Genomic DNA, 13,675 nt, shown 5'->3' with positions numbered 1-13,675 from the left:
GCCGCGATTTATGATATGTGACGGTGTCGAGTGGATCTGAGCAGGCCAGCGCGATGGTGGGCCGCCACTATCGGATGTCCGACCATTACGAGGTCGGGCGGGAGAAGATTCGCGAATTCGCCCGTGCGGTTCGCGGCTTCCACCCGGCGCACTGGTATGAGGACGCGGCGTGGGAACTCGGCTACGACGGGCTCATCGCACCGCCCACCTTTTCGTCGATCATCTGGCCGCTGTTGCAGCGCAAGATGTTCGATTCGGTGCTGACCGGTTACGACTTCAGCCAGGTGCTGCAGACCGAGCAGAGGATTCGGGTGCACCGGCCGCTCATCGCCGGTGACCGACTGCGCTGCGACTCCTACGTCGAATCGTTCCGGCAGTTCAGCGATATGGACTTCATGCTCATCCGGAATGTGCTCACCAACCAGTACAACGAACTGCTGCAGACCGCGTACACCACCGTGGTGGCACGCACCGGGGCCGAGGCGGCCACCGAACTGGTCGCGGCGGTCGACGGCGTCATCATGACCGGCGAGGCGCTGACCGAACGGCAGGACCCGATTCGGCGGCGGCCGGAACATGCGGTGGACAGCAGGATGTTCGAATGCTTCGACGAGGTGTTGCCCGAGGCCGGTGTGGACAAGATCACGGTGCGGGCATCGTGCGGCATCCCCGAATTCGACGAACTGCGCATCGGCGCCGAACTGCCCACCCGCGTCGTTCCGCTCTCCCTCGGCGATCTGGTGAATTATGCTGGGGTATCGGGTGATTCGAATCCGATCCACTTCAGCGAGCAGGTCGCGGTCGCCGCGGGACTGCCCGGCGTGGTGGCCCATGGCCTGCTGACCATGGGCCTCGGCGCGAGCTATCTCACCGATTGGCTCGGCGATCCGGCCGCGATGACCGAATTCGGTGTGCGGTTCGCCGGATTCGCCGCGGTCGCGGCCACCTCGCAAAGCAAGATCGAATTCCGCGGCCGGGTCAAGGAATTGGATCCGGACCGCCGTGCGGCGACCATCGCCCTCACCGCGATCTCCGACGGCCGCAAGCTGTTCGGCCGGGCCAGCGCGGAGGTGTTGCTGCGCTGAGCTGGAGATGCTGGGCCGAAGATGCTGGGCCGAAGATGTTGGGAACGTACTCGCAGATGTGCGAATGCTTGCGGAAATGGGGCATTTTGGATCTATCGAGTCGGTGCCGCGGCAGCGGTCGCCGGCGCGGGCCGTGAGTTCACCGTCTGGGAGCAGTTCATCGTTACCGGGCTGGCGCGTAAGCCCTGATGCGAATCACACCGAACTAATGTCCCGACGGGACAATAGGGCGTAGACTGCCGATATGGGTATCGACGACGAAGTCGACCTCGACGGCCGTCGGTTGCGTACGCTGCGCAGTCGCGCGGCCATGTCGCGCGCCGCGTTCGACCTGCTCAACGAGCGTGGGTTGGATTCGGTGGCCGTCGAGGACATCGCGGAGCGCGCCGGGGTCACCCGGCGGACCTTCAGTCGTCATTTCTCCTCCATCGAGGAGGCCGTACTCGGTGAAATCGACCAGGACGTGCACCTGTTCAACGAGGCGCTGCGCCGTCGTCCCCGGTCCGAGCCGCCGCTGGTCGCCTACCGCAATGCGCTGCACGACTGGCTGGTCGCCGAATACACCGGACCGAAGGCCGCGGGTTTGGCCCGGCGCTGGGCACTGTTCCAACGCTTCGAGGACGAACCGGCACTGGCCGCGGGCTATCAGCGCATCCGGCTCGAGGGGCAGCGCGAATCCGTCCGGATCATCGCCGCCAGACTCGATGTCGATCCCGCGGTGGACCGGCGGCCGGAGGTGGCCGTTGCGGCCGGGTCCGGATTGCTGATCGCCGCCCTTCAGGCCTGGGGCACGGGCTCGGACACCGACGGATTGCCCGATCTCATCGACGCATTCTTCGACACCCTTCACGGGCTGAGAGCTGAATTCCAGAGCGAGGTGTCACCGTCATGACCGCAGCAACCGGGTCGCCGAACGTTGTCCGCCGCACCTGCCGCCGGGTCGGCCTGGATCGAAATCCGATGCGCCGCCGCGAGGATCGTCTGCAACTGGCGGTCGCCGCGGTGCTCACATTATTGTTCCTGATCATCGCCCCGCTGCTGTCGATGGCGGTCGGCGGCCGGATCTATCAGACCGAAGACCGCATCGTGCGGGCGGAAGCGGCGCAGTTGCACGAGGTCGACGCGACCGTGCTCGAGGTCGGCAAGGCACCGCTGTATGCGCCCATCACCCCGGCTCGGGCGCAGTGGCGCGACGCCGACGGTGTCACGCATACCAGCGACTACCAGGCCACCGGTTTGGTGAAAGCTGGTGCCACGGTGCAGATTTGGCTCGACGGGGCGGGCAAGGTCACCGAGCCGCCGTCGAGCACCCGGGCATTGAGCAAGGCATTGCTGATCACCACCGGCATGGTCTTCGGGATCGCGGTTGGCTTCGGCTGCGGCTACGCACTGCTGCGCCGCGCGCTCGATCGGCGCAGGGCTCGGTTGTGGGAGGCCGAATGGGCGACGGTGGACCGCATGTGGGGCAATCACGGGACGCGTCCGGATCAAGCCTAGTGCCGAAGTGCGGCGCGCTCATTCGAGTGGATAGGGACACTCGCGGTGGGCGCGGATGATGTCAGGGCACAGCGGTATCAGGCCGCGCGGCGAGCGAACGCACATCGGATATCGCACGATCGATACCCGTTTGCGCTGTGCCGCAACACAAACGGGCATACAGACTCGATCTGCGTCGACTGCCTAGACCGGGAAGAGGCTGTGCTTGCGCGGGTTGTGCTGTGGGACCGCGCCCTTGTCCCGTAGCAGGTGCAGCGCCCTGCGGATCTCCAGACGGGTCTGCGACGGCTCGACCACGGCATCGATATAGCCGCGTTCGGCCGCGGTCCACGGGGTGGCCACGGTGGCGTTGTAGAAATCGATCATCTGCTGGCGCACGGTGGCGCGCTGGTCGGGCGGGGTCGCCTCCAGCTGTCTGCGGCCGATGATGCCGACCATGCTCTCGGCGCCCATGACCGCGATCTGTGCCGTCGGCCAGGCCAGGGCCAGGTCCGCACCCAGCGGCTTGCAGCCCATCACAGCGTAGCCGCCGCCGTAGGCCTTGCGCGTCACGATCGAGACGATCGGCACGGTGGCCTCGATGACCGCACGGAAGAACCGGCCGCCGCGCTTGATGACGCCGTTGCGTTCCTCTTCGAGGCCGGGCAGCACGCCGGGGGTGTCGACGACGAAGATCAGCGGCAGACCGAAGGCATCGCACAGCCGGATGAAATATGCCGCCTTATCCGAGCACAGTCCGTCGAGCGCGCCACCGAGTACCTGCGGCTGATTGGCGACCACGCCGACACTGCGTCCATCGACCCTGGCGAAGCCGGTGATCAGATTCTGGGCTGTGCCCGCGCCGATCTCGTGGAAGTCGCCGTCGTCGAAGATGCGCAGCAGCACCTCGTGCATGTCGTAACCGGACCGGTCGGAATCCGGAATGATCGAGTTCAGCTCGAGGTCGTGGGCGGTGATCTCCGGTTCCAGGCCCGGATTCACCACCGGAGCCTGTTCCAGGCAACTCGACGGCAGGTAGCTCAGATAGCTGCGGACCCAGTCGAAGGCGGCCTGCTCGTCAGCGGCGACATGGTGCACCGTGCCATTGGCCTGTAGGGCGATGGCGCCACCGAGATCGTCGGCGCTGACCACCTCACCCGTCACGCCCTTGATGACCTCCGGACCGGTGACGAACATATACGACTTCTCGGTCGCGACCAGCACATCCATATTGATCGGGCCGTATACCGAACCGGCCGCGCATTTGCCGAGCATGACCGCGACCATCGGCACGAAGCCGGACAGATCCTCCTGGCGTCGGCACATCAGCGCGTACCAGGCCAGCGATGTCACCGCCTCCTGGATGCGGGCGCCGCCGGAATCGTTGATCGACACCACCGGGCAGGCGTTTACCTGCGCGAATTCCATTGCGGCGGCGACCTTTCGGCCGAACATCTCACCGACCGAACCGCCGTGCACGGTCTGATCGTGAGCGATGACGACGACCGGTCGGCCGTCGATGTAGCCGCGCCCGGTGACCACGCCGTCACCGTACATGCCGTCGGTGCTGCCCGGATGGCGCACCAGCGCGCCCATTTCCACGAAGGAACCCTTGTCCAACAGCATGCGGACGCGCTCGCGCGCACTCGGTATGCCTTTGCTCTTGCGTTTCGCGATGCCGGTCTCGCCAGCGGGTTCCTCGGCTAGCTCCAGGATGTCCCGGAGCTCCTCCAGCTTTTCTCGTGTGCCGCTCATATGGGTTATGCCATCCTTCCATATGGGGGTTATGCCCGAACTCGTCGCCATGCACTGCTCGGATCGACCGAACGACACAAAGGCGCTCGATGCTATCGGGCATATGACCCGCAGCATAGGGATTCCACCTTAGTCATAGGACCGCTCACAGGTCCGTTGGGCACCGGCGTGCCGTCCTCGGTGCCGTCGGTGAATTGCCGCCGAGTGTTACAGCCTTTGCGTCGGGGTGGCGCGCCTGCGTCGGTGTCCGCGTCGGGCATCGGTCTTGCCCGGTGATATCCGGCCATCCGAATGACCGGAAATGTTGCTACCGAGAATCGCTCCGCTGCTTGTGATTTCGTTCGAGCTGGTCGGCGCGGTGTGATGACTTTCCCAATTACCGAAACGGGTATGCGATTTCGGCCCGAACGTAGCTGATCTTTGGAGTCATGGTGGGCGAACAAGCTGGTTCCGGCAGCAAGAACATGGAATCTGAACTGGTCGAATATTTGCCTTTTCAGGCCCGATGCACGCGGCGCGGAGATCTCGGTACTATCACTCGCACCTGTATGGCGGAGGCCGCGCAAGTGGTGGAATCGCCGTTGGTTCCGGTTGCCGGTTGGCCCGCGGTGATCACCGGATCGGCCGCGCGGTGGGCGCGAGGGGATTTCGCAGCGGTCATGGGCGGCATCGATGGGTATCCGAAGCAAACGATGCTGCCGGAGGTCGCGCGAACCGCCGTGGTGACCAACCTGCTCACCGTGGACAATCTGCCTCCTATCACCGGGAGATCTCGGAGTCGTACTCACTGGCGGTGTCCGGGGCACCTGGGTCGGGCACTGCGCCGCGGAGGAAAACCGTCATGCGATCGTCATGCGCGATTATCTGGTGTGGTGGATCCGGTGCCCCTCGTGCAGGCCAGAATGGCGCATATTACATCGGGTATCGCGAAACCGGAGAAGGGACCGCAGTTCCTGTGCTCGGTCGCGTATGTGACATGGCAGGAACAGGCGACCGGGATAGTCACAGAAATACCGGCGGTCGGCATGGCGGTCGCAACCTACGGCATCGTCGTGATCGCGGAGAAGATCTGCTATCAGCATCGCCGATGCAGACCCAAGGGAGGCTGACGATTCGACAGGCGCTGAAACTGGCGGACTAACCAGGGAGCGTGGTGGTGGTGGCACAGACATTGTCGCGCAGGAGTTTCGGGGCGGTGTCGAGTGGGATGTCGTACCAGAGATCGAGTTCCAGTCGATTCCCGGCACCGATCGTCACCTCGGTGGATTGACGTTTGATGGCCATGGCATCGTTGCTGACCGGATGCGCGGTCCCCGTTGCGTCGTCGAGTTCGTAGTCGCTGGTGCGGGTCGTGTGAAATATGTTGTCGGCATTGGTAATCGCGACTCGGATCCGAACGAACTGCCCCTTGGGCAGCCATTCGGCATGCGTGCCGAAAATATAGCCGTGGCCCGGTTCGACGACGAGTGCGGTCAGCTCCAATTTCGTACAGTCCGCCGGTGTACGGACATACTCGGTAGTGGTAATGGTCGGTGCGCTCGGCGTCGGTGTCGGGTCGGCGCAGGCGGCGAGTGGGAGAAGTAAGAGCGGAAGTAGCAGACGCACCCGCTTCATGCTAGAACCCGAATCACCCTGACGTGCACGTATTGTGGACCGGAACCGATGGGATGGCAATGCGTGGTGGTCGTCTGATCAGCCGCGCCCAGGGATGCCGATCAGGTTCGGGGGGAGGTGATTTCGAGTTCTCGGAGATTGGGGGTGGAGCATTCTGGATCGCTCGCCCGTCTGCCGCGGACAGAGCCATCCGGAGGCACTGCGGGAGACCGTGGAATTCGCTCGCCTGAGAGGGCGTGCACCGCGGCCGAACAGGCCGAACCCTGACTCCCCGAGCCTGTTCGGCGGGTGCGCCCACCGTCATGCGATCCGATACCGGTGAACCGATTTCTACCCCGCCTCTGTTTCCCGGTCGGCGCCGGCGTGTCTACTTGGCTGATCCGCACAATCGGCGCGGTGGCATTCGGATGCCCGGATCCGGCGTGCGGGCGACTGTGAACGTTCAGCAAACTCCAGGACGCCAGCTGAAGATGCTGGTTCACTACTAGAAAGCAGTGTGATCGGCATCATGTCGGGTGGGATCGGTACACCCGCCCGCGGCTGCAGGCAACCGACGAGTGAACGGAGATACCGATGCCTGTTCGAAGCACACCTTGGTCCGAGGGCACCCCGTGTTGGGTCGACTGCCAGGTCGACGACCCGGTGAAGGCGAGCGAGTTCTATGCCGGTCTGTTCGGCTGGACTATCGGCAGCGGTGGGGATGAGGCCGGCGGATATCTGATGGGATCGAAGGGTGGGAACGCGGTAGCCGGAATCGGTCCCAAGCCGCAGGCGGGGATGCCTTCGGTGTGGACGACCTACCTCGCCGCCGACGATGTCGACGCAATCGCCGAGCAGGTGGCCGAGGCCGGCGGGCAGGTGGCCATGCCCCCGTTCGACGTGCTCGACGCCGGGCGCATGTTCATCGGGGTCGATACCGTCGGCGCGATATTCGGCGTCTGGCAGGCCCGCGCGCATAACGGCGCCGCCGTCTACAACGAGCACGGCGCCTACTGCTGGAACGAATTGCATACCCGGCAGCCGGACACCGCGAAGAAGTTCTATGCCGACGTCTTCGGCTACACCTACGCCGACATCGGCGACGGCAAGAACATGATCTACGCGATGTTCACCCCGCGCGGTGGTGACGAGCCCGCGGGCGGCATGAACGACGACACCGTGATGCCCGGCGAGCCCGTGCCCAGCCACTGGCTGGCCTGGTTCCAGTTCGACGACGTCGACGCCGGGGTGGAGCGGGCCGCCCAGCTCGGGGCGACGGTGCTGATGCCCGCCACCGACTCGCCCGCTGGGCGGATGGCGATGGTCGCGGCGCCGCAGGGCGAGGTATTCGGAATCATCGACACCAATGTGATGGTGGGCGATATGCCGCAGTAGCGAGTGTCGCAGCAGCCGTCACAGGGCCCCGCCGCGGCGGGGCCCTGTGGTCAGCGCCGAAACAGACGTCGGATGCGCGTACGGATGCCGACCGCGTCGCGAGGTGCTGGAGCAACGGTTTCGGCGGTCGCCTCGGCCGAGGTCGCCTGGGCGAATCGCACGTGCAGTTGTTCGCGGACCTGGTCCGGAGTGTAGGCACGGCGACGGCGCTCAGCGCGCACGATCACCACACCGGTCGCGACCACACCGGCCGCGCCCGCCAATCCCACTGTCTTCCACCACCTCATACCGCATACGCTACGTCCATGACGGGGACGAGCATCAGTCTCGATCGGGCGCTCGAGCTCACCAGAACCGGCGACATCTGGCTGTTCCGTGGCCATTCGGCGGCCGACCGGGCGATTCGGATGACGACGAACAGTCCGGTGAACCATGTCGGCATGTCGGTGGTGCTCGACGATCTGCCCGCGTTGATCTGGCATGCGGAGCTCGGTCGATCTCTGCCCGATATGTGGTCGGGCGTCGCGCACCGCGGCGTCCAGTTGCACAACCTGCGTGACGCGGTACTGGTGTGGGCACACCGCTACGGTCAGCAGGCCTGGTTGCGCCAATTGAACTGTCCGGCAACGCGAGAGATGGAAGACAGCTTGCTGCGCACCATCGCTCGACTCGACGGCACCCCGTTTCCCTCCACCGCCGCTCTCGCCGGACGCTGGCTACGCGGCCGCGCACGCCTGCCCCGTCGTCGATCGCGCCGAGCGGCTGTCCAGGAGTTGGAGAGCGCGTACTGCGCGGAGATCGTGGCGGCGACCTACCAGTCGATGGGACTGCTGCCGCAACACCGAAGCCCCAACTCGTACGACCCCGGAAGCTTCTGGAGCGGCGACGGACTGCAGCTGAGTGGCGGCTACGAACTGGGTGGCGAAATAGCCGTCCGAACACCCGCCCGGCCGAACTCCTGACGTGGCGAACCGCACACCGCGCCGTTGCCTGTGCTCGGGCTGTTGTGGTCGTACACCGCATAGCTCAGACTGATTGCGTGGATCTGTCCACGCAGTCCCACACCCTTCCAGAGCGCATCGCACGCGGTGTTGCCCGCGGTACATCGCTACTACCTGTCGGTGTGAAGCGCCTCATCGCGGGCAAACCGATCCGCGTCGACGACCAAGAGCTCGACCTGGACGCCCAAGCGGGCGTGCGATTGCTGAATGTGGTCACCAAGTCCTTCGACCGCTTGCCCGTCGAGGAAGCCCGCGCTCAGGCCACGTCGGAGGCCTGGGTTTTCGGTGACGAACTACCGGTCGAAACCGTGCGCGACATAACCATTCCCGGCCCGGCCGGCGAGATTCCCGCCCGGTTGTACCGCCCGTCCGGGATCGATGGCCCGGCCGCGGCATTGGTGTACTGCCACGGCGGGGGATGGGTACTCGGCGATCTCAGCGCCAGCGATTCGGTCGCCCGCTACCTTGCCCAGTACGCGTCCCTGATGGTGATTGCCGTCGACTATCGACTGGCACCTGAGCATCCCTTTCCGTTCGGCTTGGACGATGCGCTCGCCGCATTCGCTCATATCGCGGCCAACGCGACCGAATTCGGCATCGACGCCCATGCGATCGGTGTCGGCGGTGAGAGCTCGGGCGGCAACCTGGCCACGGTCATCGCACAGCAGACCGCGCTGGCCGCGCGGAAGGCACCGACGCCGGTCCCGGCATTTCAACTGCTTTTCATGCCGATCACGGATGTGTCCACCAAACATGGGTCCTACCGGCTCTTCGGTGACGGCTACTTCCTCACCGAGGCCGTCATGGACTGGTACAAGAACCACTACTTGACCGACCCGGCATTGGTGACCGACCCGCGCGTCTCGCCGCTACTGCAAGATGATCTCTCGGGTGTGGCACCGGCATACATCGCGGTCGCGGGATTCGACGTGCTGCGGGACGAAGGCGAAGCGTACGCACGGAAACTCGCCGCGGCCGGGGTGCCGACCGCGATTCGTCGCCACCCCGGGGTGATTCACAGCCTCGTGAACGCCACCGGTATCAGCCCAATCGCCAGGGAAGTATTGCTGGAAGCGTCGGGTGCCCTACGCATGGGCCTCACCGCGCTCGCAGGCCTACCCGACGGAACACCGAAGACACCGTTCTGAACACCCCGAGGATGTCGGCGATGAGGGCTCGTTATGTCGTATCCCTGGATTCACCTTCCGCACCAGCGGCGAGAACATGCGCTGCTCGAAACCACGCATCGAGTTCTATCGAGAACTCCTCGACCGCCCCGGCGCTCGCGCCGGGGCGGATGGTCACTCCGATCAGCGATTCCGGTGCGCGCGTGGCCGATCCGATCGAGGACTACACGGCCGATCGGACTTCGGCACTGGCGCGCGTAACCGGATATCCGGAGCGCGGACAGTCCGCGCAGACGGTAGCCAGAAAGGTGCGGACAATCTTGGAAGCACCCGAACCACGCCAAACCTACCTGTGTGACAGCGACGTTCGGCTCTCGTTCTCGATCCGACGATTCACCCCCGCTCGAGTCTATGAGCGGCTCGTTGGCCGCTACTACTGCTTTTGACAGGAGCATTCGCGGGCGGTACCGGTAGTATCGCCACGGTCGAACGGGCGCCCGAGGAAGCGGGGGCTTGTCCGGCACGTGCCGTTCGCTGGATGGTTTTCGCAGTAGCCCATCCGCCGGCGACACGGCAGGAGAGGCAGTGCTGACCAACCGATAGGGGCAGGCGATGACACCGGCTCTGAGATGTCTTGTCTGGGAACTGGACAACACCCTCTGGGATGGTGTCGTCTGCGATGCGACCAGCGGCGCACCACGCCCCAGTGCCCTGCGCACCTTGCGGAAGCTCAGCGAGCGCGGCATCTGGCACGCCGTTGCCAGCCGCAGCGACCGTGACCTCACCCTCAATAAGCTCTACCGGCACGGGCTCTACGACACGTTCTCGGCCATCGAGATCGGCTGGGGCCGCAAATCGGCGTCGGTACTGCGGATCGCACACACCCTCGGCCTGGAATTGGACACCATCGGGTTCATCGATGCCGAACCGGTGGAGCGGGCCGAGGTAACCCGGGCGCTCCCGCGGGTGCGCTGCTATGCCGCCCGCAATGCCGATGTGCTGCCCGCACTTCCCGACTTCCGCCCGGTGCTGCGCACGGGTCCGTCGCCAACGCCGCCCATGGGCTTCGCGAGCGTCCGAGGCTAGCGTGCCCCGTCGGCCGGAACAACGACCTTTGGCGGCATCGCTCGAGTAGCTCCGGTGTGGGTATTGTCGCTATTCTCTGAGCGTGTCGGCGGTCATGCCCGGACCAACGGCGATGAGTCCCTGGCGGTTCGTCGTCGGATTCGGTGTGGTCAGTCTGCTCGCCGATATCGTGTACGAGGGCGCTCGCGCGGTCACCGGCCCGTATCTGGCCTCACTCGGCGCGAGCGCTGTTCTGGTGGGTCTGATCACCGGTGCGGGTGAGGCATTCGCGCTCGCCGGTCGTTTGGTGAGCGGTCCGCTGACCGATCGGACGCGCGCCTACTGGCCGCTGGCGTTCGGCGGCTACACCCTTACCGTCGCCTCGGTTCCGCTGCTCGGGTTGGCGACCGGGCTGTGGTCGGCCGGGGTGCTCGTCATCGCGGAGCGGGCCGGAAAGGCGGCGCGCAGTCCCGCGAAGGATGTGCTTATATCGCATGCGGCGGCGGCCGTCGGTCGAGGTCGTGGGTTCGCGGTACACGAGGCACTCGACCAGCTCGGTGCGCTGGTCGGGCCGCTCGTCGTCGCGGGGATACTCGTGCTCTCGGCGGGCGACTTCCGCCCTGCGTTCTACGCACTGGCGATACCAGGTGTCGCGGTCTTGGTGGCGTTGGCGCGGTTGTGGGCCCGCGTGCCGAATCCGGCCGCATACGAACCGGCGGTGCGCACAACCGAAACCGCAACGGTGCCAACCAGATTGTCGTCGCAATTCTGGACTTACCTGACTTTCGCGGCCGCGACGACGGCGGGTTTCGCCGGCTTCGGCCTGCTCGCCTTCCACCTGGCCACCCACCATCTCGTCCCGGTGGCGGTCATCCCGGTTGTCTACGCCGCGGCAATGGCCGTCGGTGCCCTCGCCGCCCTGCTCACCGGCTGGTGCTACGACCGCGCCGGTGTCCGAATCCTCATGGCGGTGCCCATACTGACGGCCCTCATCCCGCCACTCGCCTTTCAGGACAATGCGATTCCCGCAGTCGTGGGCGCATTGCTCTGGGGTGCCGTGCTCGGCGCGCAGGAATCGACACTCCGCGCCACCGTCGCCGACTTGGTCCCGGCGCATCGACGCGGTGCCGCCTATGGTGTTTTCGCCGCCGGTTCAGGCCTGGCCGCCTTCGTCGGATCCGCGCTGTTGGGCTTGCTCTACACCCGTTCGCTGACCGCCGTCGTCAGCGTCACCGCTGCCATACAACTGGTGGCGCTGCTCGTCTTCGTCGGCGGGGGAACATATGGCGCCAGGGTGAAGCGCGGCGCGACCGCGCGGTAGGCCGCGGTCGATGGCGAGTCCGAACGGCCTGGCGGCGATCGAATCGCGGGCGTGTCCGCGTGGTCGGCAGCAGTGCGGATGCGGGCGGGGAATGATGTGGCCATGGTGAATGATCCGAACGGTCCCGATATCAAGCCGCGCAGTCGCGACGTCACCGATGGCCTGGAGAAGACGGCCGCGCGCGGCATGCTGCGGGCGGTTGGCATGGACGACAGCGACTGGGGCAAGTCGCAGATCGGCGTGGCCTCCTCGTGGAACGAGATCACGCCGTGCAATCTGTCGCTGGACCGGCTTGCCACGGCGTGCAAGGAGGGGGTGTTCGCGGGCGGCGGGTATCCGATGGAGTTCGGGACCATTTCGGTCTCCGATGGCATTTCCATGGGGCACGAGGGCATGCATTTCTCGCTGGTATCGCGCGAGGTCATCGCCGACAGTGTGGAAACCGTGATGCAGGCCGAGCGGCTCGACGGTTCGGTGCTGCTGGCCGGATGCGATAAATCCCTGCCCGGGATGCTGATGGCGGCGGCGCGGCTGAACCTGGCGAGTGTGTTCCTGTACGCGGGCTCGATCCTGCCCGGCATCGCGAAACTCAGCGACGGCAGCGAGCGCGAAGTGACGATCATCGATGCGTTCGAGGCGGTCGGCGCCTGTTCGCGCGGTTTGCTGAGTCGGGCGGATGTGGACGCCATCGAACGGGCCATCTGTCCTGGTGAAGGCGCGTGCGGCGGCATGTACACCGCGAACACCATGGCGAGCGCGGCCGAGGCATTGGGTATGTCGCTGCCCGGCAGTGCGGCACCGCCCGCGACCGATCGGCGCCGCGACGGTTACGCGCGGCGCAGCGGTGCGGCGGTGGTGGAACTACTGCGGCGGGGGATCACGACGGCCGACATCCTCACCAAGGAGGCCTTCGAGAACGCAATCGCGGTGGTGATGGCATTCGGCGGCTCGACCAATGCGGTACTGCATCTACTCGCGATCGCGCACGACGCGAAAGTTGAGCTGGAACTGGCGGACTTCGCCCGCATCGGCCGCCGGGTGCCGCATCTCGCGGATGTGAAACCCTTCGGGCGGCATGTGATGACCGATGTCGACCGGATCGGCGGTGTGCCGGTGATGATGAAGGCACTGCTCGACGCCGGGCTGCTGCACGGCGATTGCCTGACTGTCACCGGTCGCACGGTCGCGGAGAACCTTGCGACCATCGCGCCACCGGATCCGGACGGAAAGGTGGTGCGGGCCATGGCAGCTCCGATCCACCCGACCGGTGGTATCACGATTCTCGCCGGATCGCTCGCGCCCGGCGGCGCGGTGGTCAAATCGGCAGGTTTCGATTCCGACGTATTCACCGGTACGGCACGGGTTTTCGATCGCGAGCGGGCGGCGATGGATGCGCTGGAGGACGGCACGATCACGGCGGGCGATGTGGTGGTCATCCGCTACGAAGGGCCGAAGGGCGGTCCCGGTATGCGCGAGATGCTCGCGATCACCGCGGCCATCAAGGGTGCGGGCCTCGGCAAGGACGTGCTGCTGCTCACCGATGGGCGCTTCTCCGGCGGCACCACCGGTCTCTGCGTCGGCCATATCGCTCCCGAGGCGGTCGATGGTGGGCCGATCGCGTTCGTGCACGACGGTGACCAGATCCGCCTCGATGTCGCCGCAGGCACCCTCGACCTGCTCATCGCCCCCGAAGAACTCGACCGCCGGCGCGACGGCTGGAAACCGTTGCCGCCGCGCTACACCCGCGGCGTGCTCGCCAAATATACGAAGCTGGTCGGCTCGGCATCGTTCGGGGCGGTCTGCGATTGAAGTAAGCGACTCCGGTCGCCACGCTCGATGCCCGCACCGGAGGGCGCA

The 13,675-nt window shown here is 65.7% G+C and carries 12 protein-coding genes and 1 pseudogene; 10 read left to right on the top strand and 3 right to left on the bottom strand.

All coding sequences use genetic code 11. The features are described 5' to 3' along the window. The first annotated feature begins 23 nt into the window (after nt 1-23). The 3 genes from AB0J29_RS03670 to AB0J29_RS03660 all read left to right on the top strand — a co-directional run bounded on the left by AB0J29_RS03670 (nt 24) and on the right by AB0J29_RS03660 (nt 2,582). Complete coding sequence (locus tag AB0J29_RS03670; protein WP_364778599.1) at nt 24-1,085, top strand: fused (3R)-hydroxyacyl-ACP dehydratase subunits HadA/HadB; 1,062 nt, start codon at nt 24-26, stop codon at nt 1,083-1,085. 244 nt (nt 1,086-1,329) lie between these two features. Further along, on the top strand, nt 1,330-1,977 hold the full coding sequence (locus AB0J29_RS03665; RefSeq protein WP_364778596.1) for a helix-turn-helix domain-containing protein: 648 nt from the start codon (nt 1,330-1,332) through the stop codon (nt 1,975-1,977). After that, on the top strand, nt 1,974-2,582 hold the full coding sequence (locus AB0J29_RS03660; RefSeq protein ID WP_364778593.1) for a hypothetical protein: 609 nt from the start codon (nt 1,974-1,976) through the stop codon (nt 2,580-2,582). The genes AB0J29_RS03665 and AB0J29_RS03660 overlap by 4 nt, the downstream gene beginning before the upstream one ends. Nucleotides 2,583-2,765: 183 nt before the next feature. Here AB0J29_RS03660 and AB0J29_RS03655 read toward each other — a convergent pair whose 3' ends face one another. After that, nucleotides 2,766-4,316 (bottom strand): acyl-CoA carboxylase subunit beta, encoded by a 1,551-nt coding sequence (locus AB0J29_RS03655; protein WP_364778590.1) that lies wholly within the window; start codon nt 4,314-4,316, stop codon nt 2,766-2,768. 653 nt (nt 4,317-4,969) lie between these two features. On the opposite strand from AB0J29_RS03655, the pseudogene AB0J29_RS03650 reads away from it, so the two are divergent. Continuing rightward, nucleotides 4,970-5,334, top strand: a pseudogene (locus tag AB0J29_RS03650) (acyl-ACP desaturase); the annotation flags it as partial. Between the two features lie 119 nt (nt 5,335-5,453). On the opposite strand, the gene AB0J29_RS03645 reads toward AB0J29_RS03650, so the two are convergent. Beyond that, a complete protein-coding gene (locus tag AB0J29_RS03645) occupies nt 5,454-5,930 on the bottom strand; it encodes a hypothetical protein (RefSeq protein WP_364778587.1) in 477 nt (158 codons plus the stop codon). A gap of 573 nt (nt 5,931-6,503) precedes the next feature. Between AB0J29_RS03645 and AB0J29_RS03640 the strand changes: the two genes are divergently transcribed. Then, nucleotides 6,504-7,304 (top strand): VOC family protein, encoded by an 801-nt coding sequence (locus AB0J29_RS03640; RefSeq protein ID WP_364778584.1) that lies wholly within the window; start codon nt 6,504-6,506, stop codon nt 7,302-7,304. A gap of 50 nt (nt 7,305-7,354) precedes the next feature. Here the strand turns inward: AB0J29_RS03640 and AB0J29_RS03635 are convergent, their stop codons facing one another. Then, complete coding sequence (locus AB0J29_RS03635; RefSeq protein ID WP_364778581.1) at nt 7,355-7,591, bottom strand: hypothetical protein; 237 nt, start codon at nt 7,589-7,591, stop codon at nt 7,355-7,357. An 18-nt stretch (nt 7,592-7,609) separates the two neighbouring features. Between AB0J29_RS03635 and AB0J29_RS03630 the strand changes: the two genes are divergently transcribed. The 5 genes from AB0J29_RS03630 to ilvD all read left to right on the top strand — a co-directional run bounded on the left by AB0J29_RS03630 (nt 7,610) and on the right by ilvD (nt 13,627). Continuing rightward, a complete protein-coding gene (locus AB0J29_RS03630; protein ID WP_364778578.1) occupies nt 7,610-8,266 on the top strand; it encodes a hypothetical protein in 657 nt (218 codons plus the stop codon). A gap of 77 nt (nt 8,267-8,343) precedes the next feature. After that, complete coding sequence (locus AB0J29_RS03625) at nt 8,344-9,453, top strand: alpha/beta hydrolase (RefSeq protein WP_364778575.1); 1,110 nt, start codon at nt 8,344-8,346, stop codon at nt 9,451-9,453. Nucleotides 9,454-10,044: 591 nt separating this feature from the next. Further along, entirely contained in the window at nt 10,045-10,518 is a 474-nt protein-coding gene (locus AB0J29_RS03620) for an HAD-IIIC family phosphatase (protein ID WP_364778572.1), read from the top strand. A 94-nt stretch (nt 10,519-10,612) separates the two neighbouring features. After that, on the top strand, nt 10,613-11,818 hold the full coding sequence (locus AB0J29_RS03615; protein ID WP_364778951.1) for an MFS transporter: 1,206 nt from the start codon (nt 10,613-10,615) through the stop codon (nt 11,816-11,818). A 102-nt stretch (nt 11,819-11,920) separates the two neighbouring features. Then, nucleotides 11,921-13,627: a dihydroxy-acid dehydratase gene (gene ilvD, locus AB0J29_RS03610; protein WP_364778569.1), complete on the top strand. Its 1,707-nt coding sequence runs from the start codon at nt 11,921-11,923 to the stop codon at nt 13,625-13,627. The last annotated feature ends 48 nt before the right edge of the window (nt 13,628-13,675 follow it).

It is taken from the genome of Nocardia sp. NPDC049707, from assembly GCF_040674855.1.
GTDB lineage: Bacteria > Actinomycetota > Actinomycetes > Mycobacteriales > Mycobacteriaceae > Nocardia.
The sequence above is the reverse complement of the archived record's forward strand: the minus strand, read 5'-3'. Positions and strand labels throughout refer to the sequence as shown.